Genomic DNA, 23,337 nt, shown 5'->3' on the forward strand with positions numbered 1-23,337 from the left:
CTATTTACCACCTTTCATAGCCGGAATTCGGCCAACAACGGGAATGCCCAGGAGCTCTTCCGCCTCTTCGGCACCGCGGATGCGGGTATTGAGCATGTCTGCCAAAACGACATAGGCGACTGCGATAAAGATACCGGCGAGGAACGCGACGGCAATATACAGCGTGCGCTTGGGGCCGCTGGGGGCTTCGGGGGTCTTAGCCTCGTCGATAACGTTGATGCTCTGGGCAGCGCCGACGTTCTGAGCGACCGTACTCACCGAGCTAGCTATGGCCTTTGCGACCTCAGCCGTCTCCTTGGCATCGGTGCCGGTAACCGAAAGCGTAATGACACGCGTGGTGGTCTCGGAGGAAACAGACACCTTGTAGTCATCCAGATCGGTGAGGCCCAGTTCCTTGGCGGCGCCGCTCTTAACGCTATCGCTATCCAGCAGCGTGGCGATATCGTTGGAAAGCATCTGGCTCGCCGAGAGATCGTTGTAGCTCATCTGGCCGCTATCGTCGGTCTTGGCGAGAATGTACATGCTCGTCGTCGCGGTATAGGTGTTGTCCATCGCGGCGAAGGACACGATGCCCATGGCGATCGCGCAGACCACCGGAAGGGTGATGACCAGCTTGAGGTGCTTCTTCAGCAGCTGGAACAGTTCGAGAAGGGTCATGCAGCTTGCCTTTCATTTCCCCAGTTCGGATTGACAAAACTGTCCGTATGTTATCGCATCTTTTTACCGAGACCAAACTCTATACATAAGAAACAGGCTCTCCTGTAAAAATGTCGGAAGCAATCGTAAAATTGCACAACAACGCCGCACCCGAAAGTCAAATGCGGCGTCTACATCAATATCTATGTTGTATCGCTATGCGAATGGCTCGTCCTGCTGTATGGGAAACGTCACCGTAATGGTGGTTCCCACGCCCAACTCGCTCGACAAATCGAGCGTGGCGTGATGATACAGGGCCGCATGCTTGACAATGGCAAGCCCCAGACCGGTTCCGCCGCGTGCCTTGGACCTACTCTTGTCCACGCGATAGAACCGCTCAAATACCTTGCCCTGTTCTTCAGGCGCGATACCGATTCCCGTGTCGGCGACCGCAAGGAACGGATGGCCTTCGTCGTTGGTGCCGCACTGCAGCGTAACCGTACCGTCGGGTCGATTGTAGCGGATGGCGTTGCTTGCCAGATTATAGATGAGCTCGTCGATCAAGCGCGACACGCCTTCGATGACCACAGGCTTGGTCTCATGACTTATCGTCACATTCGCCTGACGGGCGACCTGTTCAAGACGCTGCTCAACCGCGTAGATGGCACGCGAGAGCTCAATAGGCTCCGTGGACCCAATGGGCACCGCCTCGCCCTCAGTTGCACGCTCGGCCTCGTCCAAGTTAGACAGCGTAAGGATGTCGTTGACAAGCGCCGCCAAACGGCCCGCCTCACGATAGATGCGGCCGCCAAAGTTGCGCAGGTCGTCCTCGCCCTCGACCATGCCGTTTGCGATGAGCTCGGCATAGCCCGAAATCGCCGTAAGCGGCGTCTTGAGCTCGTGGGTGATATTCGCCGTGAACTCGCGGCGCATACGGTCGTTGTCCGCTAACACCGCCATTTGGCGCTTGAGTTCCTGGCGCTGCGACTCGATACGCTCAAGCATGGGGACCATCTCGGCATAGGCGTGCTCATAGCTACGGCGTGGGTGGTCCAAATCAACCTCTTGCAAAGGCGCGATGATGGCACGGGACTCACGGCGCGCCATAAAAAACGAGAGTACCGCACCCGCTGCCGCGATAAGCAGCATCGGCGCCACCATCGACAGCAAAATCGCCGCAACGCCAGGCTGGGCCTGCGCCAAGCGGACAACCTGGCCGTTATCAAGGGCGACGGCGCGATACAGCATAATCTCGTCGAGCGTAGAGCTTGCGCGCTCCGCGGAACCCGAACCATTCTCAAAGGCCTCGATGACCTCGGGGCGATCGCCGTGGTTGGGCAGTGTGGAAGGCGACGCCTCGTTGTCGTAGGCAACCGATCCATCCTTGTTAATCAGCGTGATGCGCAAGTCCTCGCGATCGAGACTACGCAAGAACGGGATGGGCTCCTGCTGCTCGTCGAGGGCGGCAGCAATGAGCTCGGTTTCCTGCGCCAGATTGGCACTCGTGGCATCCGCCAAGGTGTTTTGCACAAAGAACGCACCCAGCACCGTAAACGCCACGATAACCGCCATGGCACAGACAAACATCGTCACAAAAACGCGGTGGGACAGCGTATGTTTTCCCTGGGGGGCGAAGACCACGGGTTACTCCTCCGATGCGGTGGCCGCGGTGTCGTCACCTTCGGCACCATCGCCGGCAGAAGGCTCGGCCAAGCGGTAGCCCACGCCGCGCACGGTCTCGATGGCGCTGGCATGCTCGCCCAGTTTTTGGCGAAGCGTCTGCACGTGCACGTCAACGGTGCGCGAACCGCCGTCGAAGTCCCAGCCCCACACGCTCTGCAGCAACGACTCGCGGGTAAAAACCACGCCGGGCTTGCGCATGAGGTACTCGAGCAGGTCGAACTCGCGCAGGGTGAGCTTAAGCGGCTCGCCGGCAACGGTCACCTCGCGATGGCTGGGCGAGAGCACGATATCGCCCACGCTGAGTACATCGCTCGCCTGCTTGACCATGCCGCCGCGACGCAGCAGTGCGCGGCAGCGGCTCGCAAGCTCCATGAGCGAAAACGGCTTAGTCAGGTAATCGTCGGCACCGCCATCGAGCGCCATCACCTTGTCGAGCTCGGCATCCTTGGCGGTAAGCATCATGATGGGCAACGTCGCCGTCAGGCGATCGGCACGCAGTCGACGCATAATCGCCAAGCCATCGGTATCGGGCAGCATGATGTCGAGCAGGACGGCATCGGGTACCCGTCGCGCCACGGCAGCCTTAAACTCACCGTCGCACGAAAAGCCTTCGGCCTCAATCCCCTGCTTGCGCAGCGCATAGACCGTCAAATCCCTGATGTTGTCATCGTCCTCGACGTAATAGATCATGTTGAACCCCTTTGATAGATCATGTTGAACCCCTTTGCGGCCGGCATGACCGCATCTTAACCCTAAAGGTACCTTTACTAGATGGTATCAGCCAAAACGCCCCGTCAAATAATCCGCCGTGCGCGGATCGGTCGGATTCTTGAAGAGTTGCGCGGTGGGCGCGTGCTCCACCAGCTCACCCAGCAAAAAGAATGCGACCGAATCGGAGATACGCGCCGCCTGCTGCATATTGTGCGTAACGACCACGAGCGTGCAGGTCTCTTTGAGCTCACAGGCCAGCTGCTCCACCACCAGCGTCGACACAGGGTCGAGTGCCGAGGTCGGCTCGTCCATCAGCAGAATGTCGGGCTGCACGGCCAGCGCGCGGGCGATGCACAGACGCTGCTGCTGGCCGCCCGAAAGACCCAGACCCGACTCTTTGAGCTTGTCCTTGACCTCATCCCATAGCGCAGCGCGACGAAGGGAGTCCTCGACCAGCTCGTCGAGCACGACGCGGTCGCGCACACCCATACCGCGCGGCCCATAGGCGACGTTGTCGTAGATGCTCATGGGAAACGGGTTGGGGCGCTGAAACACCATGCCCACGCGCTGGCGCAAACGGCAGATGTCGTAATCGCCCAGGATATCTTGACCATCGAGCGCAATCTTGCCCTCGATGCGGCAATCCTTGATGCCGTCGTTCATGCGGTTAAAGCAGCGCAGCAACGTGGACTTTCCGCAGCCCGAAGGCCCGATAAACGAGGTGATCTGCTTGTCGCGGATCTTGATATTCACGTCCTTGAGCGCATGATGGTCGCCATAGAACAGGTCGAGGCCCTCGACGTCGATGCGCGTCGGCGAGGCGGCAAGATCCTCTGCCGTGGGGCGAGTCGCATCCCCAACCTCGCGCTCGCGCGCGGCCTCGGCCTGCGCTTTCATGAGTTCTTCAAGCTCCGTGGGCTCCACAGCCGCAGCAGCCGTCATACCGCATACCTCCACATCGATATCAATTCAGCAGTATCGATAGTAGGAATCGCGGCTCATATGCACGTGAGCGCATTGTCAAGTGTTTGTAAGGGCACACTGGCTATGCGGCGGGCAGCTCGATGGTGAATATCGTGTGTTCGGGCGTCGATTCACATGCAACGGTACCGCCGTGCGCGCATACAATCTCCTTGGCGATGGCAAGCCCCAGTCCAGCGCCGCCGCGATTGGTCGCACGCGCCGCATCCAGGCGATAGAACTTCTCAAAGATCACCTTGAGCTTTGCCTCAGGGATGGGATCGCCCTGATTGATAAAGCGCACGCGCACGCCACCGCCGTCCCGGCGTCTGGCCTCGATCGTGATGGTCGAGCCCTCATAGCTATAGGCAACGGCGTTTTCCATGATGTTGTTGAACACGCGAGCCATCTTGTCGCCATCCACGAGCACCGTCAGGTCCTCGCGAATATCAACTTGGGCTTCCTTATGCTGCTCGTTGAGGATGGGATAGAACTCGTCAGCCACCTGAGCCAGCAGCAACCCCAGATCAACATAGCCGCGCGTGAGCACGATATCGTGGAAGTCAAAGCGCGTGATATCGAAGAACTCTTCGATGAGTGCATCGAGCCGGTGCGCCTTGTCGAGCGCCACGCCCGTAAAGTGCGCACGTTGCTCAACCGGCAGCTCGGGAGCCTCTTGCAGCAGCGAAAGATAGCCCACCACACTGGCAAGCGGGGTGCGTAGGTCATGTGCCAAGTACGTGACCAAATCGTCCTTGCGATGAGACTCGTCACGCAGAGCTTGCTGCACCTTGTGCTCACGGTCACGCACGCGGTTAAGGGCGCCCTCGACCTCCAAGAAGTCGCCGTCAATGTTGTCCCAGGTGTCGGGGTGATCGATCAGGCGATCTTGAATACGAGCGGCCAGCACACAATCGGCATGCTGCTCGCCCTGCTCGTAGCCCTGGTAGTACAGGGCGCGGCCGCACAAGAACAGCACGCACACGGCAAGCGCCAGCACAAAGCCAAGCATGTTGAATACAAAGCCGGCATCGAACAGCACCGGCCCTTCAATGCCGCCGAGCGCCATGGCGCCAATCGCCAACGTCATGGCCCACGCGGCGCCGCCAATCACCACGCAGCGGCGAACGATCTCAAATCGATCGATCAGCAAAAAGCCGATAAGCAGCACCGCCAAGATTCCGGCGATGTTATCGATGCCAATCAGCAGCAGGCTCAGCAAAAAGAGCAGCACCGTTGCAAGCGCGCGGTTGTCGACGACCGACCTCACGTATTCAAAGAGTCGATCGGGCACCTCGAATGCCTGCCTATCGTCTTTTGTCATATCCACTTCCCCACCATCAAAGGCGCTATTCGATTATGTAGCCGACGCCCCAGACGTTTTTGATAAAGCGCGGCTTTTGTGCGTCGTCGCCGATCTTTTCGCGCAGGTGGCGAATGTGCACCATCACCGTATTGTTGGAGCCGGGCATAAAGTCCTCGTTCCACACCGCGCGGAACAGGTCCTCCACGGCCGCCACGCTGCCGCGATGCTCGACCAGATACAGCAAGATGGAATACTCGATGGGCGTGAGGCGAACCGGTGAACCGTCCACTGTCACGGAACGAGCATCGCGGTTGATCTCCAGGCCGTCGAGCTGAATGGTCGGCGACTCGGCCGCCTGTGCACGGCTACCGTAGCTGGTGTAGCGGCGAAGTTGAGCGTGCACGCGCGCGATGAGCTCCAGCGGACGGAACGGCTTAACCACGTAATCGTCCGCGCCAAGCGAAAGGCCCTCGATCTTGTCTTGCTGGGCATCGCGCGCCGTCAGCATGATCACGGGATAGGTATGGCTGGAACGGATTGTACGCAGCAGCTCAAACCCATCGATATCGGGCAGCATGACATCCAGCAGCGCCAGATCGAACTCCTGCTCCAAGATTGCCTTGGCGGCATCGGCCCCGCTATAGGCAATCTGGACATCAAAGCCCTCTTTTGTAAGGTAGATACCAACCAAGTCGGCGATGGCCTTTTCGTCATCAACTACCAAAATGCGCTCGTTCATGCGTGCTCCTCTCGCGCTCCATTATGCCCGAGGCGACGCATGCCACACACAACAAGCGTGGGTGATTAAGTCGGCCTTAAGCACCCTTGTGCCCGTTCGGGCGCGGATGTGGGCCACGCACGCACGCGATGATCGCCGACGCCGGCAAACGATATACTCTAGTTCCAGAAGAGACCATCCCGTCGAAAGCGAAATCCGTGAAGTCCCTCACCTCTTTTGCAAAGCGCTCAGCCCAGCTTGCCGCCGGCTTTGTCTGCGCTATCGCCCTTGCCGCTGGCGTGCCCACCGTCGCCGGCGCCCAAGTGCTCACGACCGACAATGTTTGCGGCAAAACCGCCGATGCGCGCGGCATCACGGCCGAAAACCTGCCCGATATCGATGCGACCAATGCCCTCGTCATGGGCAAAGACGGCACCGTCTACTATGCCCGTGGCGCCGATGAGCAGGTCAAGATCGCCTCGATCACCAAGGTCATGACCGCGATCCTAACCGTCGAGAATTGCAAGATGGACGAGAAGGTCACGGTAAGCAACGCCGCAGCCACCGTGGGTAATTCGACCGCCGGCTTGCTCGAAGGCGACGAGCTTACCGTGGAGCAGGCACTGCGCGGCCTGATGATTCCCTCGGGCAACGACGCCGCCATCGTGCTCGCCGAATATGTGGGCAAGAAGATCGACCCTAAGACCAAAGACGCCGAGGCCACATTTGTGAAGGCCATGAACGAGCGCGCTAAGAAGCTCGGCTGCACCGGTACGCTTTTTGAAAACCCGCATGGTCTGGACTTTGATGAGTGGGCTGGCGATATGCACTCAACCGCACATGACGTGGCGCTGATGATGCAGGAGGCCATGAAAAACGACACGATCCGCGAGGTCGTAGCGAGCGAGGATTCCTGGATCGAGGTCACGGGCGCCGACGGCACCGACCATTCGCATTCCATGGACACGCATAACTATTTGCTGGGCCAAGATGGCAACATCGGCGGCAAGACCGGCACCACCGACGACGCGGGCTATTGCTTTACGAGCGCCTACAACCGCGACGGCGACGAGATCTACACCGTCGTTTTGAACTCCACCACCACCGACCAGCGCTTTACCGATACCGCAACCCTTGCCAATTGGTACTACGGCCACAAGGTCACGGTCGCGATCGCCAACACGCAGGAAAAGACCGCCAACGGCAACCCGCTTATGGCACGCATTAGCCAGACAGATTGGACGGACAAGACAATCGACGCCACGCTCGCCGATCCCACGGCGCAAGCGACCGTGTTTTCTCTTGCCGGCGAGGTGACCGAAAAGGTTAGCTACGACGATCTTTCGGGCACGGTGCATGTGGGCGACAAGGTAGGCAGCGTTACACTCAAGCAGGATGGCACCAAGATTGCCGTCGTGGATTTGGTTGCCGACGAGGAAGGCTCGGGGCCGAATCCCATTGAATGGCTGCTCGTGAAGCTCGATCGCTTGGGCCGCCGCATCGACAACCGCCCACTCACGGCAGAAAGCGAGACCGTCGCCAAGGCGTCCGAGATGTAAGATCGAAGAACAATACACTCGCTGAAAGGAGGCGTCCAACGGGGCGCCTCATTTTTTGAGGGTTCGAATCCCCAGCGCCCTTTCTCGATAATAAAAAAGGGCCCCCGATGGGACCCTTCTTTAAAGTTAAACTGGCGGAGAGCTGGGGATTCGAACCCCAGATGCCCTTTTGGGGCATACTCGCTTAGCAGGCGAGCACCTTCGGCCTCTCGGTCAGCTCTCCGTAACAGCCGTTCTATAGTAACCAAACAGCCAAGGATGGGCAAGAGGAAATTTTCTAATTGCCTAGCATCCTTTCCTCCTTGGAGGCTTCGCCTACCCCAGCGAGCGGTTGAAGGAGCCGAGCTCGTCGTTGCCCATGGTGCGCCACATTTGGAAGATGCAACCGCGTGCCAGGAAAAAGAAGCCGTTGTCGACCAGTTGAACAGCGGCATCTGCAAGCTGATTCGTCACGGCGGACACTGGCGGCAGCTCGAGTCCAGCCTTGCGGATGGTCTCGACCGCTTCCTCGAACGTCGGAGGCTCGCTGACGCCCATCTCGTTCATAAGGCCCTGCATTTCTTCCAGCGCGCTGCTGCCCGATTCCTCACCGCGCGGCACCAGACGGTAACAAGCCAGCGCCAGGTCGAGCTGATCGCAATTCCAATAGGCAAACGCCAAGCGGTAGAACAGGTAGCCAATTGCAGAACGATCGCTGGCAATACGTAGGCCGTGGCGCGCCACCTCGATAATCTCGTCAAAGCGCTCCAGACGCGCAAGCACGTTGATGAGCGCAAAGTGCGATTGCATGGACGAGCGCGCCAGATCGTAAAGATGGCGCACCTCGGGCAGTGCTCGTTCAAAGTCCTCTTGCTCGGCGTAAAAGCTGCAAATCTCGTGCTGGGCAAAGTACAGCGCATCGGGCGCACGAAGGATCCGCACCGAGCGGTCTTCTTCCAACACCGGTAGCACCATGCGCACCAGCTGGTTATCGCAAAACTGCGTTTGAACCGGACCTGTCGCCAAAAGCTCGGCGACGGCGCACTTAGCCTCCAACTCCTCGACAAGACGGGAAAAGCCTTCAAAAGCACCTGTACGGTCGACTTTTGCCTGCTCGCGCAATTCAACAACACGGGCCACGTATGGGTCGTCGTCCTCTTCCATGACCTCCAACTCGTCAGCCGTATCGGCAAGCAGCAGATTGCGCAGCGCCGGCGGCAGCGTGCGATGGTCATCACGCGGACGAGCATGAACCTCCGCAGGCTCAATCGTCTCCGGAGCGGTTGACTCATACGCCTCAAGCACACGCTTGCACGGCATATCGTCCATGTCCATGCTCTCAAGATCCTTGGCGACAGGCACGCAATCGGCCAGATAGGCCGCACGCCCAAAGAAATACGTTGCGACAACGCGCTCGCCCTGCTCACTGTCGGTAGCAGCAATCTGCACATAGCAGCGCGTGATGCAGGTGCCCGCGGCAAAACACGCTGCCGCAAGCGTGAGTGCCACGCGCGCATCGTGCTCCGCGGCCCAGATCGCCCGCGTGTCCTCGTCCAGCTCGCGCCAGGCGTCATCCTGAGCGTCGTATTCACGTTGCGGCATGGCATCAACGACAGACTGCCCAAACCGAACGAGCATAATCCCCTCGGCAACGTTTGCCCGATAGGTATAGTCGAGCCGCGTGACCACGTTGAGCGCCTCAACGATTCGCGCAAAACGGGTGCGCACGTCCCACTCGCCGCCCGGCTGGCAAGCCACCGTACCCGGCTTGCCCCACGGGTTATCGCTCGAAGCCGTATCGAGCAGTCGGGGAACATCGTTGGTCGTCTTGGCGATATGCCACGCATCAAAGAGCGCGCAGCCCTCAAGGCTCGGCGAGGATGCCGTAGGGACCAATCCGGCCCCGATGCGCTCAAGGATGCCGGAGAGGCGGTTGAGACGGCACTCGACGGCAAGCAGCATGTCAATCTCGTCCTGGTCCAGCAGGCTACGATCAAAATTGAGATAGAAAATCTTTGAGCGATCAATGCGAGCCAGGCTCATCTCGGACTTGGCAGCGATGGTGCGCAGGCGGGGCAAGTCAATTTCGCTCATAAGGGCGGCGGCATAGCGCTCGATACCGCTCGGATTCTCGGCATGGTCAACGCGGTAAAGCAGCGTCTCGATAGCATCGGGGAGCGGTGCCGTGTTAAAGCCCAAAAACACCTCGACCGGCTCGGGCAACTTTACGAGCTTGATCTTGTCGACTACGTTTTGCATACCCTCGTCGAGTCCGCCGGCGTCCGCCGTGTTCACAATAGCGCTTTCGGAGTTGGCAAATATCACGTAGCGCAAGAACATCGAGGCCATGAACTCGCCGTAAGGAAGGGCGCGGGTCGAATTCCATGTCTCGTGGTCGGACTGCTCGCGCATGGGGCCTTCGGGAGAGCCGGCAGTTTGCGCACACGCGCGCATTGCACCGTTGGCTTCCCTTACCATAATCTCACCAATACTGGAATCCGACTCGTCAAGGACCAGTTCCATGTCGGGATCGTTGGGCAGCGGAGCCTCGCAGACGGGGCGGTCCACCTTGTACACCTCACCCGAAACGCTTACGTAGCCCAAAAGCGACACATGACTTTTGCCAACGAATTCGACGACATAACAAGATTCATGCTGGTCCTCGCCAAAGAGTTTCCAGACCACGCCATATGAGCGCCCCGCAGGCTGCTCGGGCATCGCCGGAAAGCGCTTTTTGGGATCGAGAAACCTGAGCCTGTATGTCGGACGCTCTGCCACGAAATATCACCCTGATCGGTCGTTGAGAGAAGGAGTGGTCGCGGACGGGCCGCGACACCTACTCGGAATCTTACACGAGTCGACAGGAAATCGTCCCTTTGGACGAAAGCACTCAAGCTGGCGTAAAAGAAAAGCCCCCGTTGCCGGGAGCTTTAATCTCAAATGGTGCGGCGTATAGGATTCCGCGCATCCGCTGCGCGGATCCGCACCGGCTTCGCCCGCCTGCCGGCGCGCTCGCCCGCGGGCTGAAAACGCTCCGCGTTTTCTTTACGCCCGCGCCTCGACCGAGGTTCGAATCCATGCGGTGGCGGCATAAAAGAAAAGCCCCCGTCGCCGGAGGCTTTCAATTTCAATTGGTGCGGCGTATAGGATTCGAACCTATGACGTTCTGATTCGTAGTCAGACCCTCTATCCAGCTGAGGTAACGCCGCGACTTGTTGATTATTATGCACATCGACTGAATAAAGGTCAAGCAATTTTCGAAAAAAGTTATCAAATTTGATTTTTACTCATTTTGACCACTTGATGCTATCTTCGACGCATCGCGATATAAGAAAAGCCTCCGTTACCGGAGGCTTTAAAGTTCAGTTGGTGCGGCGTATAGGATTCCGCGCATCCGCTGCGCGGATCCGCACCGGCTTCGCCCGCCTGCCGGCGGACTCGCCCGCTCGCTAAAAACGCTCCGCGTTTTCTTGACGCTCGCGCCTCGAACGAGGTTCGAATCTCCGCAATGCCCCCGTAAAGGAAAACCCCCGTTTCCGGAGGCTTAAAACTCAATTGGTGCGGCGTATAGGATTCGAACCTATGACGTTCTGATTCGTAGTCAGACCCTCTATCCAGCTGAGGTAACGCCGCAACGCACGGATTATTATGCACGTGACCCCTCGATGGGTCAAGCGACAATTTGGAAAAATTTTACGAAGTGATGATTAAGATGCTCGCACCTCGACCGAGGTTCGAATCCGTGCGGTGCCGGCGTGAAAGAAAAGCCCCCGTTGCCGGAGGCTTTCGATTTCAATTGGTGCGGCGTATAGGATTCCGCGCATCCGCTTCGCGGATCCGCACCGGCTTCGCCCGCCTGCCGGCGGACTCGCCCGCGGGCTGAAAACGCTCCGCGTTTTTTGACGCCCGCGCCTCGACCGAGGTTCGAATCCATGCGGTGCCGGCGTAAAAGAAAAGCCCCCGTTGCCGGAGGCTTCAAGTTCGATTGGTGCGGCGTATAGGATTCGAACCTATGACGTTCTGATTCGTAGTCAGACCCTCTATCCAGCTGAGGTAACGCCGCAGCGCAAGACATATAAAACCACTTTAGCTTATTGGAGTCAAGCTCAATCTCAAACTTTTTTGTGAAACGCAGTTTTGTCATGCTGCTCCGCATATACCGCCGTTCCCCGTACGATCGATTGGCTTTTCGATCACGTCAAACTTGGCATCAAGTTCCCTCAGGAGCGATCTCACCCGCTGGGCACAATCATAATCGGCAAACGAGATGCTCAGCATGCGCGCGACCTGGTTGGAAGTCCCAACTCCATAGAAGTGCTCCAGCGCCACAAGCCCCACGTGCGTCACAAAGGTCTCGACCACATGCGGCGACTCCTCAAAACACCATTGTGTCAACGGACCCTCACTCGTCTGTCGAACCACCAGGCCACCCATGCCAGACGGCTCACACGTTACAAGCAGGTACTCCCCACCCTCGTCGCTCTCAAACAAAACCACCCGATCATCAAACAGCTCCATCGCGTCCCCTTTCTCTCGCTCTTATTTAGCAAAAGCATAACAGGTAGATAGCTGTATACAGAACAGTTGTTCGTGTGTTTTCTATTGAGCTGTCCGCACGGCATGATATGGACCTGCGCACGAAATAGGGCGCCCCCGAAGGAGCGCCCTTGCATATCCCCTATGCAGCCAAGTTACGCGACCGGCTCGATCTTCTCGAGACCGCCCATGTAAGGACGCAGAACCTCGGGGATCGTGATGGTGCCGTCGGCGTTCTGGTAGTTCTCCAGAATGGCAGCCATGGTGCGGCCGGCCGGCAGGCCGGAACCGTTGAGCGTGTGCAGGTAGCGCGAACCCTTGAAGTTCTCGGGGTCGCGATACTTGATGTTGGCGCGGCGAGCCTGGAAGTCACCGCAGTTGGAGCAGGAGCTAATCTCCTTGTAGGCGTTGTAGCTCGGCAGCCAGACCTCAACGTCGTAGGTCTGACGGGCAGAGAAGCCCAAGTCGCCGGTGCACAGGCTAATCACGCGATACGGAAGGCCCAGCTGCTGCAGCAGGTACTCGGCCTCGGCGGTCATGCTCTCGAGCTCATCGTCGGACTCCTCCGGCTTAGCGAACTTGACCATCTCGACCTTGTCGAACTCGTGCTGACGGATGATGCCGCGGGTGTCGCGACCGGCGGAACCGGCCTCCTCGCGGAAGCAGGGGGTGAAGGCGGTGTAGCGACGCGGCAGAGTGTCGGCATCGAGGACCTCGCCGGCGTGCAGGTTGGTAAGCACAACCTCGGCGGTGGGGATCAGGAAGTTGTCGCCCGAGACGTGATAGGCGTCGTCCTCGAACTTGGGCAGCTGACCCGTGCCAAACATGGTCTGACGCTTGACGACGATGGGCGGCCACCACTCCTTAAAACCACGGCTGGTGTGCGTATCGAGGAAGAAGTTGATGAGGGCGCGCTCCAGGCGGGCGCCGGCGCCACCGAGAACGGTAAAGCGGCTGCCGGAGAGCTTGTTGCCACGCTCGAAGTCGAGGATGTCCAGATCGGTGCCCAGATCCCAGTGCGGCTTAAAGTCGAAGTCGAACTCGCGCGGGGTGCCCCAACGACGGCGCTCAATGTTCTCGTCCTCGTCCTTGCCGTACGGCGTGGCCTCGCAAGGAATGTTGGGCAGGTGAGCCATGAAGTCGTACTGCTCCTGCTCGAGAGCAGTACGGCGCTCGGCCAGGCCGTCAATCTTCTCGTTGACGGCGCGCACGGCCTCCTTGGCGGCCTCGGCCTCGTCCTTCTTGCCCTCCTTCATCAGGGCGCCGATCTTCTTGGACTCGGCATTGCGCGTAGCCTGGAGCTCCTCGACCTCGGTGATGACGGCACGGCGCTCGTCGTCGAGCTCAAAGAACTTCTCGCGATCCCAAGACGTCTGGCGGTTAGCCATGGCGACATCGATGGCATCGGGGTTCTCGCGAACAAACTTGATATCAAGCATTAGATCCTCCGGCGATATACATTCCATTTAGGTTGCAACCTTGTACATGTATGGGCAAGTATATACTTATGAGCGTTTACGACCCAACTCAACTACGCAAGAAGGCACCCAATGGACGCAGTTTTTTCCTTTTTGTTTGGCACCCGCACCGGTTTTGCCATCCTTTTCGCCGGCGGCATCCTGTTATTTGCGATTCTTGCCTTTGTAATGGAGAAGCGTACCCATAAGATGTACGTCGACCGCGGACCCAAGTCCGAGGATGAGGAAGACAGCTTCTGGGACTAACCTGCCAAAAAGGGACAGGTTTATTATGGTCTGTTTTATCTGGGCAAACGCAAGCGCCCCGCAACTGGAATTGAGCCAGTTGCGGGGCGCTTTTCGCTAAAAGGACAAAACCGCAGAAAATACCTGCCAAAAATAAACCCGTCTTTTTTTTGGTCGGTTTTACTGGAGAGTTGCGTCGATTGCCTTGACCAGGGCGCTGCGCATGCCGGCGTCCTCGAGCGCAACGACGCCCTTGATGGTGGCACCACCGGGCGAGCATACGGCATCCTTCATCGCCGCAGGATGCTGACCAGTTGAAAGCTGCAACTTTGCCGTACCTAGCACCATCTGGCTCACAATGCGATAGGCATCGGCACGCGGGATACCGTGCTTGACCGCCGCATCGCCCAGGGCCTCGATTGCCATGGCGACAAATGCCGGAGCGCAACCACCCACCGTGCCGCCCACAAACAGCAGGCTCGTATCGAGCTCGACCACCGCACCGAGTTTGCCAAGCAGATCAAGCACCACGGCGCTCTGCTCATCACTAAGCGTGGAAGCCTTCTCGCAAGCGATGACGCCCTCGCCCACCGAAACCGGTGTGTTGGGCACCGTCGAGATATGCGCGACGCCCGGCAGGACCTGCTCCCACTTGGCACTGTCCCAGGTCCAGGCAACCGACAGAACGACCTTTTTGGCAAGAGCATCCTTGAGCGGGGCGAATACCTTCTCGATCATGTACGGTTTGACCGCAGCGACCACGATATCGGATGCGGAGACAACCTCGGCGGCATCGTGGCAGGCGACCATGCCGCGCGCCTCGCAGCGCTCAACCAGTGCGTCGTAGCGACCCGCGCAGGCGCACATGTCGCTCGCAGCTACACCGGCAGCGATCCAGCCATCGGCCATAGCGCTCGCCATATTGCCAAAACCGACAAATCCAATCTTCATATCTCATAGTCCTTTCAGACACATTCCTCAAAACGAAAGGTATTGTCCCACGCCATTGTTTCGTATTGCCGACCTATTTGTGATACGGCTCGCCACGGCTGATCTTGCAGGCACGGTAAATCTGCTCTAGCAGCACCACACGCGCCAGGTTATGCGGCAAGGTAATGCGTCCAAAGCTGAGCATCTCGTCGGCGCGGGCGCGCACCTCATCACTCACGCCGTCCGAACCGCCGATTACAAAGGCAATGTCGCTGCTGCCTCGCAGCATAAGATCGTCGAGCCTCGCCGAGAGCTCCTCACTCGAACGCTCCTTGCCCTCGATAGCCAGCAGGATCACATGCGCTCGAGACGGCAATGCAGCAAGAATTGCCGCCCCCTCCTTGTCGCGCGCGGCATCCACGCCGCCCGCCTTAGCCGGGTCGATATCGGCCACCTCGCGGATATCCACCTTGGCATAGGCGCCTAGGCGCTTGGTGTACTCAGCGCACGCGTCCTTCCAAAAGCGCTCTTTGAGCTTGCCAACACAAACGACGGTGTATTTCACGCGTGCCTACTCCTTTGACTCGTTCTGAACCTTACCGGCAGCCAGCATCTGCTCGAACATAGAGGCCGACTGCGAAAAGTCGCTCGGCAGCACGACCGTCGAGGTTTTACCCGTGCGAGCGAACTCCGTCATCATCTCGGACCACTGCGTAAACATGAACAGTTGGTTGGCCTCGTCATTGCCGACACCCGTCTCCTGGATGATCTCGAGCGAATCTTTGATACCCAGTGCAATGGCCTTGCGCTGGTTGGCGATGCCCTCGCCCGCCTTTTCCATAGCCTCGGCCTCGGCGGTCGCCTCGGTGACGCGCTTGATGCGGTCGGCCTCGGCGAGCTCCTGTGCCGCAGCGCGCTTGCGCTGGGCGGCGTTGATGTCGTTCATGGAGTTCTCGACCTCGGTCGGCAGTGCGATTTTGGTGATGAGCGTCGACACGAGGGTGAAGCCGTAGGCGGCCATCTGCTCGGAAACGGTAGCGTTGACATCCTTGGCGATGTCATCCTTCTTGGCAAAGACCTCATCGAGTGTGTAGACGGGAATCGAAGAGCGTAGGGCGTCGGTGATGAAGTCACGCATCTGGTCGACGGGCTCCTGCAGCATGTAGTAGCTCTTGTAGATACCCGAATCTGCCGGGCCGGCGCCCATGTCATAGCTCACGTGGTACTGAGCAGAGACCTCAAGGCCGATGGTCACGTTGTCCTGGGTCTTAACGTCGATGCCAAAACCGTTTTTCATGGTGCGCAGGCTCACCGTGGCGGCCTTGCGGTCGATCACGGGCACCTTCATGTGGAAGCCCGCGTTGACGATGCGGTTAAACTTGCCCAGGCGCTCGATGATCACGGCATGCTGTTGTTCAACGACATAGCAGGCGTTGGGAAGCAGTAGCAACAGAATGATGATGGGAATCAAAAGGCTGGTAAGGGCGGCGATGATACCGGACAACAGCATGGTCTCTCCTCTGATAGGCACACGTTGGCATTAGGATACCCGTACAAGGAGATCGTACATAACAAAAAAGCTCCCATTGCTGGGAGTTCTTTCATTCAATGGTGCGGGCGAAAGGACGTCCGCGTATCCGCTTCGCGGATCCGCACCGGCTTCGGCCGCCTGCCGGCGTCCTCGCCAGCTCGCTAAAAACGCTCCGCGTTTTCTTTACGCTCGCTCCTTCACAGGTTCAAGTCCCTGTGAAGGGCCCATAACAAAAAAGCTCCCATTGCTGGGAGCTCTTTAATTTAATGGTGCGGGCGAAAGGACTTGAACCTTCATGGGGTTGCCCCCATACGGACCTGAACCGTACGCGTCTGCCAATTCCGCCACGCCCGCGTGCAGGAATTAGAATAACGGAGCGCCATCGCGAACGCAAGAACTATTTTTGAAAAAGTTTACAGGCATTTTCCCAAGCTGCTCGCGCGATTGCCTCAGCATCCTCGCCGGTACGATCGACACGGTCGTTGACCAGCGTGTTTGCCGTAATGGAGATCATTGCGGGCTCGCATTCAAGACCGCGGATGGGCTCTGGAGCCATATACGGGCAATCCGTCTCGAACAGAATTCGATCGAGTGGGGTTGCCGCAAATGCCTCGCGCACGTCGTCGTTGCGCTTAAAGGTGGCCGCACCACCATAGGCGATATAGCAGCCCAGCTCCACAAAGCGCTCCATCGTGGCGCGGTCCTCGCCAAAACAGTGCAGCACACAACCGGCCTGGGGCACGCCCACCTCACGAAGCACGTTGTACGCATCAACGTGCGAGGTGCGCTCCCCATCCGAGTCCTCGTGACGCAGGTGCAGCTCCACCGGCACATTGCGGCGCACGGCAAGCTCGAGCTGGCGCGCCATGCAATCAATCTGCACGTTATGGGGTGCCGGCGCGATATCGTCGTCATAGTCCATGTGGTAGTCCAGGCCGATTTCGCCAATACCGGCGCATAAGGGGTCATCAAGTGCCGCAACGACCTGTGCATGAACGTCGTCGGTATAGTCCGGCGCGCCATACGGATGCACGCCGGCAAGATACTTGATCTGCGGGATATCCTGCATCGGAAGAATCTCGCGCACCAGCCAGTCGCTATAGTCCGCCACGCTGCGCTTGTCGGCAATGGGGTCGAACATCGTCACCAACAGGTCGACGCCCGCGGCTTTGGCGTGCACGAGCGTCTCGGGCACATCCTTGCCCCAAAACGAAAGCAGATGTGCATGCGTGTCGGCAAGCGGCGCCAAGGGCACGGGACAAGCAACCGTCTTCTTTTTCTTGGTAAACGTCACGCGTTCGGCATTAGGCGTCATGGATTAGCTCCCGGGCCAGACGGACAAAGTCGGCAACATCGAGCGTCTCGGCGCGCGTGGTGGGTGCGATACCGCAAACCTCAAAAGCGGCATCGAGCACGTCCTTGGCAAAACCGTTGGCGCTCATGGAATTTCGGATGGTCTTGCGCCGCTGAGCAAATGCAGCGTCGATCACACGAGCCACGAACTCGCGATCGAGCCCCTCGGGCACCACGCCGTCAACACGGTCGATACGCACGACGGCCGAGTCCACGTGCGGCGCTGGCATAAAGCAACGCGGCGGCACCTCAAAGCGACCCGTCACCTGCGCATACAGGCCGAGCTTTGCCGTATAGCCGCCATAGGTCTTGTTGCCCGGCACTGCGGCAATGCGATCGGCAACCTCCTTTTGCACCATGACGACGGCACGCTTGAGCGCCGGCATCGTCTGGAAAAATTGCAAAATGATCGTCGCCGCCACGTTATAGGGCAAGTTCGCGACAAATACCGTGGGCTCGCCGCCGGCGGCCTGCTCAATCTGCTCCGGGCCCACCTTAAGCGCGTCGCCCATGATAAAGCGGAAGTTGGCATAGTCGGCGGCATGGGCGTCGAGCACCGGTTCGAGCTCGGGATCTGCTTCGATCGACGTGACGCACGCCGCCTCCTGCAACAGCGCAAGCGTGAGCGTGCCAACGCCCGGACCAACCTCGAGCACGCGCTCATCGCCCGCAAGCTCGGCAAGCTCGCAAATGCGCTCGATCACATGGTTGTCGATCAGGAAGTTCTGGCCCAGGCGATGCTTGGTCGCAAGGCCAAACTCCTCCAGCAGCTCCCTTGTTGCCGTGGGGTTTGCCAAAGGCGAAGTTGTCATAGTTGCCTCCTTAGCATGATGGCGGCGTCTTGAAACGAAAGGGCATGGACCGTGGCGGCCATGCCCTTACATCTAAACAGCAAATTGCCGATATGGCGCGCCGCGTCTTAGCCCAGACGCGGGAACAGCGGCTCGCCCTTCTCGACAGGCTGACCGCCGGCAAGCAGGCCCCAAGCGCAAATGCCCTTGAGGTCGTCGGTCGCGGCCTCGTCCTCGCAGGACAGGCGGCGCAGGGCCTCGGCAGAGGTCTGAGGCATGAGCGGCATCAGCAGGTGGGCGGCAATGCGGATGGCCTCGAGCAGGTTGTAGATCACAAACGCCAGCTCGTCAGCCTTGGCCTCGTCCTTGGCAAGTGCCCAAGGCTCAGAGTCCTCGATGTAGTGGTTGGCGGCATGGATGAGCTCCATGACCTCGTCCTTGGCTCCGCCGTAATCGAGCACGTCCATCTTGGCCATGTAGCGCTCGACCAGACCATCGGCGATCTTTGCCAGCGGGTTGTCGAACGCATCGAACGATGCGGGCTTGGCGGGCGCGCAACCATCAAAGTACTTGCCGCTCATGTTGAGCGAACGCGAGATAAGGTTGCCCCAGCTGTTGGCCAGGTCGGCGTTGTAGACCTGCTCCATGCGATCGAAGCTGATGGCACCGTCGGTGCCGGGGACGACGTCGGTCATGAAGTAGTAGCGATAGCCCTCGACGCCCAACATGTCGATAACGTCCTGCGGAGCGATGGCGTTGCCGCGGCTCTTGGACATCTTCTCGGCCTTGCCGGTCTCGGCATTGCGCACGGTCAGGAAGCCGTGGGCAAAGACGTGCTCGGGCAGGGCCTCGCCGATGGCCATGAGCATGGCGGGCCAAATGACGCAGTGGAAGCGGATGATGTCCTTGCCCACGATGTGGAACTGCGCGGGCCAGCGATAGGCCAGCTCGGCACGCGCCTCGTCGGTGTCGACACCGTAGCCGACGGCCGTCATATAGTTGAGCAGCGCATCGAACCACACGTAGGTCACGTGACCCTCGTCAAACGGGACCTGAATGCCCCAGTCAAAGCTCGTACGGCTCACGGAAAGGTCATTAAGGCCGCCCTCGACAAAGCTACGTACCTCGTTCATGCGGAACGCAGGCTCGACAAAGTCGGGGTGCTCGTCATAGAGCTTGAGCAGCTTGTCCTGGAAGGCGGAAAGCTTAAAGAAGTAGGACTCCTCCTGCACGCGCTCAAGCGGACGGTGGCAGTCGGGGCACAGGTGCTGGCCGACGCTGCCGTACTCCTCGTCGCCCTTCTGGACCTGCGTATCAGTGAAGTAGGTCTCGTCAGGCACGCAATACCAACCGTCGTAGCTGCCCTTATACAGGTAGCCGGACTCCTTCATGCGCTCCCACAGGTACTGCACGGCATGATGCTGGCGCGGCTCGGTGGTGCGGATGAAATCGTCGTTGGAAATCTCGAGCTTGCTCCAAAGCTCCTTGAAGTGCGGAGCCTGGCTGTCGGTCCACTCCTGCGGCGTCATGTTGTGCTTGGCTGCGGCCTCGGCGACCTTCTCGCCGTGCTCGTCCATGCCGGTCAGGAACTTGACGTTATAGCCGGCGGAGCGGCGATAGCGAGCCTGAACGTCGGCGATGATGGTGGAATAAGCCGTGCCCAGGTGCGGATCGGCGTTGACGTAGTAGATGGGCGTCGTGATAAAGAACGAAGGCTTGCTTTGATCCATGGGGTTTGTCCTCCAGAAAAACGTTGCATACAGGGGATGATTCTAGCGCAAGGGCTGGATATCCTCCATCTATTGCATATCGAGCACCATGGCATAGACATCGCGCTTGCGGCGCGAATACTTCTGAGACAGGCGCTTGGCCACCGCAGAGGCGGGCTCCCCCTCCTCGAGCGCGGCGCGGATATCCTCGCGCAGGGCCTCGTCGGGATCCGCTGCCGCGGCGCCAACCGGCACGATACCGGCCTCCTCATCCTCGCTCGGCGGCGCGATGACCAGCGCAATCTCGCCCTTTACCTCGCCGCGAGCACGCAGCTCCTCGGCAAGCTGAGCAGCGGGCCCGCGCAAGACCTCCTCGTGCAGCTTGGTGAGTTCGCGGCAGACGGCAACCTCACGCTGGGGAAAGACCTCCGCCACGGCCTCGAGCGTCGCCACGATGCGATGTGGAGACTCGTAGAAGATGAGTGCGCCGGGCACCACGGCAAGGCGCTGTAAACGCCGCACGCGGTCGCCGTGCTTTCGGCCCAAAAAGCCCTCGAAGAAAAAATGCTCGCAGGGAATGCCGGACGAAACGAGCGCCGTGACGCAAGCAGAGGGCCCGGGAATAACTTCAACGGGCACATCGGCCTCACGCGCCGCCTCGACCAGCGCCTGGCCGGGATCGGACACACTCGGCATGCCGGCGTCCGAGGCAAAAGCGAGGGTCTCCCCCGCCAGCAGACGGTCGACCAGGCCGACGGCGCGGCTGGCGATCACATTCTCGTCGCAACGGACAAGCGGCTTGGAAATGCCCAGATGCATCAGCAGCTTTGACGTCACACGCGTGTCTTCGCAGCAGATGGCATCGGCGGCGGCAAACGCCTCGCCAACGCGCGGGGACAGGTCGCCCAGGTTGCCGATGGGCGTGCCGACCACATAGAGTTTGCCCGTATGGGTGCTGTTTTGCGTCATATCAACCTATTCAATCATGCCGCGCTCGAGCGTACCGAGCGCCGCGCGGGCGTCCCATGCTGCAATGCGCTTCTCGGTCTTCCACGTTTGGAAGAACCAACCGGCAGCCGGCGCAAACGAAGCCAGCTGGTTGGCGATAAACACGCGCTCGTAGGCATTGCGGCCCTCGGGCGTAACCGACGAGTTGGCAAAGATCGCCGCGCCCGACCATTCGCCCACCAGCACGGGGAACCCAGTCGAAATCGCTTCTTTAAGCTCGCGCTTGTTACGGGAAATCGCCGTCGTCAGCCCGCGGGGGCTCGTGATATCGAGCGCATACTCGTCGCGGTAATGGTACAGGTGAAGGTCCATGTAGACGTTCTTGTACTTAGCGCCGCGCATAAAATGCTTCCACTCGCTGGGATGTCCCGAAGACGAAAAGACGACGATCTTATCCTCGGGCATATACGAACGGACGAGCTCGTAGGCATCGCGATAGAAGTTGCGCAGGTAGTGCGCCGGAATGCCATCCGTCATGGAAAAGAGACTCTTGCGGACACTCATCTGCGGCGTATCCAGCAGCTCAATGCCCAGCAGGCTCTCGGCCTCGCCGTAGCGATCAGCCAAGCGCTCGAGCACGTCGAGTGCGACATGACGGCCGTTAGTGGACGAATGCCACTCGGCAACAGCCTCTGGCGTGGCGGGCGAATCGTTGGAATCGCCCTGGCCACCGGGCACAGTTGCTAGATCAAGCAGCACGCGGATGTCGTACTTGGCAGCCCACTCAATTGCACGGTCGATGTAGTCGACAACCGAGATGTAGGACGCATCGGACTCCTGCGAGCCAAAGGCATACCAGGGCACCGGCAGACGCACGGCATTGAGACCGATCTGCGCCATGCGACGGAAATCGTCCTCACTCACAAACGTCTCGTAATGACGGCGCATGCGCTCGTTATAGGCGGCGGTGCCCATGGCCTCCTGCAGCTCGGCCGCGTTGGATGCACCGGTCGCCGCGTATAGCGACGGGGTCACCCAAGGCTCGGGAATAAACCAGCCAGAGAGATTAACGCCGAGTATCCTCTCCATCACTGCCCCCTTTTGAATCATACGGGCTAAGCCCGCATCGCTCTTGCATGACATATCTATCGATTTGAGTATACCCGCGCATGCAGACAGGCGACCGAACGGTCTACAAAGTGGCGCAAAAGTGGGAGGAATGTCTGGGACAGGTGGGCACGAGCTGGTGCGCCGAGATGTGCGCGCACGTCGGAAGTAAGCGCCGGAAAGCGCATCCCGTTCTGAGCGCGGGATCTGGGACGCAGTTTCCGCCAAAGACCGCAAAAGGAAAGCACATCCCATTCTGACGCCGGATTCCGGGTCGCGCTTTCCCAAGCGGCCTCAAAGCGGAAAACGCATCCCACTCTGAAGCCAAATTCCGGGACGCAATTTCCGCAGAGCCCTCAATAAAAGAAAAGGACCCCTTTGCAGAGGTCCTAGTCAATTCAAGGTGGCGGGGAAGGGAATCGAACCCCTGACACGAGGATTTTCAGTCCTCTGCTCTACCAACTGAGCTACCCAGCCATTTGAGGTGTGCCGTGTTTCAAGGCTTGATTAGTATAACCAAGGACGCGTTCCGGTCAACCGAGAATTTTAAAAAAGTTTTTGGGCACAGCCTCGGTTCTATAAATCGGCACGTCAGAGGCATCAGCCGGCAGCAAGAAGTTTTTCACTCAGAGCCGCACGGGCAAACTCACTTGGCGTCATCCCCTCGGCAGCCGCCCGTCGACGAATGGCCTCCTTCATTCCCAGAGGAATCTTGACCGACAGCGTTGCCGTCCCCTCACCTGAGAGCGGGGGCCGTCCATGCACGATCCCACCAACGGTGTGTTCGCCATCCGGAAACTCTCCGCGCTCGTACGACTCGCACCACGCGTCAATCATTTCATCCGTTACAACCTGACCATTAGCGGCCGTATACGTCTTGCCCATCATCGACCCCTTTGCCGAGCCTGTTCAATCTCCTGCCAAAATTTCTTCTGGACTGGAGACAAGGCATGAATGATAAGCCACCCACGGACAAGCTCGACCGCGACAAGCTCCACGCTTCGTCCGTCTGAGAGCCATCCAATTGCAAGCCATCTCGGCGGCTCGTCCTTCGGCTCGCGACGAATGCACTCAGTAACCGCAAGCCAAGCGCTAAGCACCTGCTTTTCCGTCAGGTGCTTTTTAGCGTTGGGATGGATCTCAACATCCATGCATCTTCTCCTCCATCTTACCCAAT

Annotated in this window: 21 protein-coding genes and 6 tRNA genes; 2 read left to right on the top strand and 25 right to left on the bottom strand. The window is 59.2% G+C overall.

Features of this window, described 5'->3' with window-relative positions:
* The 6 genes from AAAX34_RS01220 to AAAX34_RS01245 all read right to left on the bottom strand — a co-directional run bounded on the left by AAAX34_RS01220 (position 1) and on the right by AAAX34_RS01245 (position 6,035).
* The gene (locus AAAX34_RS01220; RefSeq protein ID WP_117745655.1) at positions 1–657 is read right to left on the bottom strand and encodes a Wzz/FepE/Etk N-terminal domain-containing protein; all 657 of its coding nucleotides are present in this window, start codon (positions 655–657) and stop codon (positions 1–3) included.
* A gap of 195 nt (positions 658–852) precedes the next feature.
* A complete protein-coding gene (locus tag AAAX34_RS01225) occupies positions 853–2,277 on the bottom strand; it encodes an ATP-binding protein (RefSeq protein WP_349109740.1) in 1,425 nt (474 codons plus the stop codon).
* A gap of 3 nt (positions 2,278–2,280) precedes the next feature.
* On the bottom strand, positions 2,281–3,009 hold the full coding sequence (locus AAAX34_RS01230; protein ID WP_349109741.1) for a response regulator transcription factor: 729 nt from the start codon (positions 3,007–3,009) through the stop codon (positions 2,281–2,283).
* A gap of 87 nt (positions 3,010–3,096) precedes the next feature.
* The gene (pstB, locus tag AAAX34_RS01235; protein WP_230317495.1) at positions 3,097–3,972 is read right to left on the bottom strand and encodes a phosphate ABC transporter ATP-binding protein PstB; all 876 of its coding nucleotides are present in this window, start codon (positions 3,970–3,972) and stop codon (positions 3,097–3,099) included.
* A 103-nt stretch (positions 3,973–4,075) separates the two neighbouring features.
* The gene (locus tag AAAX34_RS01240; protein WP_349109742.1) at positions 4,076–5,314 is read right to left on the bottom strand and encodes an ATP-binding protein; all 1,239 of its coding nucleotides are present in this window, start codon (positions 5,312–5,314) and stop codon (positions 4,076–4,078) included.
* Between the two features lie 25 nt (positions 5,315–5,339).
* Complete coding sequence (locus AAAX34_RS01245) at positions 5,340–6,035, bottom strand: response regulator transcription factor (protein WP_099432635.1); 696 nt, start codon at positions 6,033–6,035, stop codon at positions 5,340–5,342.
* A 197-nt stretch (positions 6,036–6,232) separates the two neighbouring features.
* Between AAAX34_RS01245 and AAAX34_RS01250 the strand changes: the two genes are divergently transcribed.
* The gene (locus tag AAAX34_RS01250) at positions 6,233–7,573 is read left to right on the top strand and encodes a D-alanyl-D-alanine carboxypeptidase family protein (RefSeq protein ID WP_349109743.1); all 1,341 of its coding nucleotides are present in this window, start codon (positions 6,233–6,235) and stop codon (positions 7,571–7,573) included.
* Positions 7,574–7,705: 132 nt separating this feature from the next.
* Here the strand turns inward: AAAX34_RS01250 and AAAX34_RS01255 are convergent.
* The 7 genes from AAAX34_RS01255 to serS form a co-directional block, all read right to left on the bottom strand.
* Positions 7,706–7,796 (bottom strand) — tRNA-Ser (locus tag AAAX34_RS01255).
* 92 nt (positions 7,797–7,888) lie between these two features.
* Positions 7,889–10,330: a hypothetical protein gene (locus AAAX34_RS01260; protein ID WP_147579408.1), complete on the bottom strand. Its 2,442-nt coding sequence runs from the start codon at positions 10,328–10,330 to the stop codon at positions 7,889–7,891.
* A 354-nt stretch (positions 10,331–10,684) separates the two neighbouring features.
* Positions 10,685–10,761: transfer RNA gene (locus AAAX34_RS01265), tRNA-Arg, on the bottom strand.
* A gap of 347 nt (positions 10,762–11,108) precedes the next feature.
* Positions 11,109–11,185, bottom strand: a tRNA-Arg gene (locus tag AAAX34_RS01270).
* Between the two features lie 353 nt (positions 11,186–11,538).
* Positions 11,539–11,615 (bottom strand) — tRNA-Arg (locus tag AAAX34_RS01275).
* A 77-nt stretch (positions 11,616–11,692) separates the two neighbouring features.
* Entirely contained in the window at positions 11,693–12,070 is a 378-nt protein-coding gene (locus AAAX34_RS01280; protein WP_022094533.1) for a hypothetical protein, read from the bottom strand.
* A gap of 173 nt (positions 12,071–12,243) precedes the next feature.
* Positions 12,244–13,527 (bottom strand): serine--tRNA ligase, encoded by a 1,284-nt coding sequence (gene serS, locus AAAX34_RS01285; protein ID WP_022094532.1) that lies wholly within the window; start codon positions 13,525–13,527, stop codon positions 12,244–12,246.
* A 111-nt stretch (positions 13,528–13,638) separates the two neighbouring features.
* On the opposite strand from serS, the gene AAAX34_RS01290 reads away from it, so the two are divergent.
* Complete coding sequence (locus AAAX34_RS01290) at positions 13,639–13,812, top strand: DUF6724 family protein (protein WP_006235069.1); 174 nt, start codon at positions 13,639–13,641, stop codon at positions 13,810–13,812.
* A 159-nt stretch (positions 13,813–13,971) separates the two neighbouring features.
* On the opposite strand, the gene proC is transcribed toward AAAX34_RS01290, so the two are convergent.
* The 12 genes from proC to AAAX34_RS01350 form a co-directional block, all read right to left on the bottom strand.
* Positions 13,972–14,742, bottom strand: a complete 771-nt coding sequence (gene proC / locus AAAX34_RS01295; RefSeq protein ID WP_260699093.1) for a pyrroline-5-carboxylate reductase — start codon at positions 14,740–14,742, stop codon at positions 13,972–13,974.
* Between the two features lie 73 nt (positions 14,743–14,815).
* Positions 14,816–15,286, bottom strand: a complete 471-nt coding sequence (rlmH, locus tag AAAX34_RS01300; RefSeq protein WP_035136824.1) for a 23S rRNA (pseudouridine(1915)-N(3))-methyltransferase RlmH — start codon at positions 15,284–15,286, stop codon at positions 14,816–14,818.
* A gap of 6 nt (positions 15,287–15,292) precedes the next feature.
* Complete coding sequence (locus tag AAAX34_RS01305; protein WP_022094529.1) at positions 15,293–16,231, bottom strand: SPFH domain-containing protein; 939 nt, start codon at positions 16,229–16,231, stop codon at positions 15,293–15,295.
* A gap of 288 nt (positions 16,232–16,519) precedes the next feature.
* A tRNA-Leu gene (locus AAAX34_RS01310) sits at positions 16,520–16,606 on the bottom strand.
* A gap of 43 nt (positions 16,607–16,649) precedes the next feature.
* Positions 16,650–17,567: a TatD family hydrolase gene (locus AAAX34_RS01315; RefSeq protein ID WP_349109744.1), complete on the bottom strand. Its 918-nt coding sequence runs from the start codon at positions 17,565–17,567 to the stop codon at positions 16,650–16,652.
* A complete protein-coding gene (gene rsmA / locus AAAX34_RS01320) occupies positions 17,557–18,417 on the bottom strand; it encodes a 16S rRNA (adenine(1518)-N(6)/adenine(1519)-N(6))-dimethyltransferase RsmA (protein WP_196031706.1) in 861 nt (286 codons plus the stop codon). The genes AAAX34_RS01315 and rsmA overlap by 11 nt, the downstream gene beginning before the upstream one ends.
* 107 nt (positions 18,418–18,524) lie before the next feature.
* Entirely contained in the window at positions 18,525–20,126 is a 1,602-nt protein-coding gene (metG, locus tag AAAX34_RS01325; RefSeq protein ID WP_055285920.1) for a methionine--tRNA ligase, read from the bottom strand.
* 69 nt (positions 20,127–20,195) lie between these two features.
* Positions 20,196–21,074, bottom strand: a complete 879-nt coding sequence (rsmI, locus tag AAAX34_RS01330) for a 16S rRNA (cytidine(1402)-2'-O)-methyltransferase (protein WP_271759020.1) — start codon at positions 21,072–21,074, stop codon at positions 20,196–20,198.
* A gap of 6 nt (positions 21,075–21,080) precedes the next feature.
* On the bottom strand, positions 21,081–22,142 hold the full coding sequence (locus AAAX34_RS01335) for a cellulase family glycosylhydrolase (RefSeq protein ID WP_349109745.1): 1,062 nt from the start codon (positions 22,140–22,142) through the stop codon (positions 21,081–21,083).
* A 422-nt stretch (positions 22,143–22,564) separates the two neighbouring features.
* Positions 22,565–22,637 (bottom strand) — tRNA-Phe (locus AAAX34_RS01340).
* Between the two features lie 123 nt (positions 22,638–22,760).
* Positions 22,761–23,045 (bottom strand): ribbon-helix-helix domain-containing protein, encoded by a 285-nt coding sequence (locus tag AAAX34_RS01345; protein ID WP_035137167.1) that lies wholly within the window; start codon positions 23,043–23,045, stop codon positions 22,761–22,763.
* Positions 23,045–23,311, bottom strand: a complete 267-nt coding sequence (locus AAAX34_RS01350) for a hypothetical protein (protein ID WP_195362141.1) — start codon at positions 23,309–23,311, stop codon at positions 23,045–23,047. The genes AAAX34_RS01345 and AAAX34_RS01350 overlap by 1 nt, the downstream gene beginning before the upstream one ends.
* Between the last annotated feature and the right edge of the window lie 26 nt (positions 23,312–23,337).

The sequence above is a fragment of the Collinsella sp. CLA-ER-H4 genome, assembly GCF_040092395.1.
In the GTDB taxonomy this organism is placed as follows: Bacteria; Actinomycetota; Coriobacteriia; order Coriobacteriales; family Coriobacteriaceae; genus Collinsella.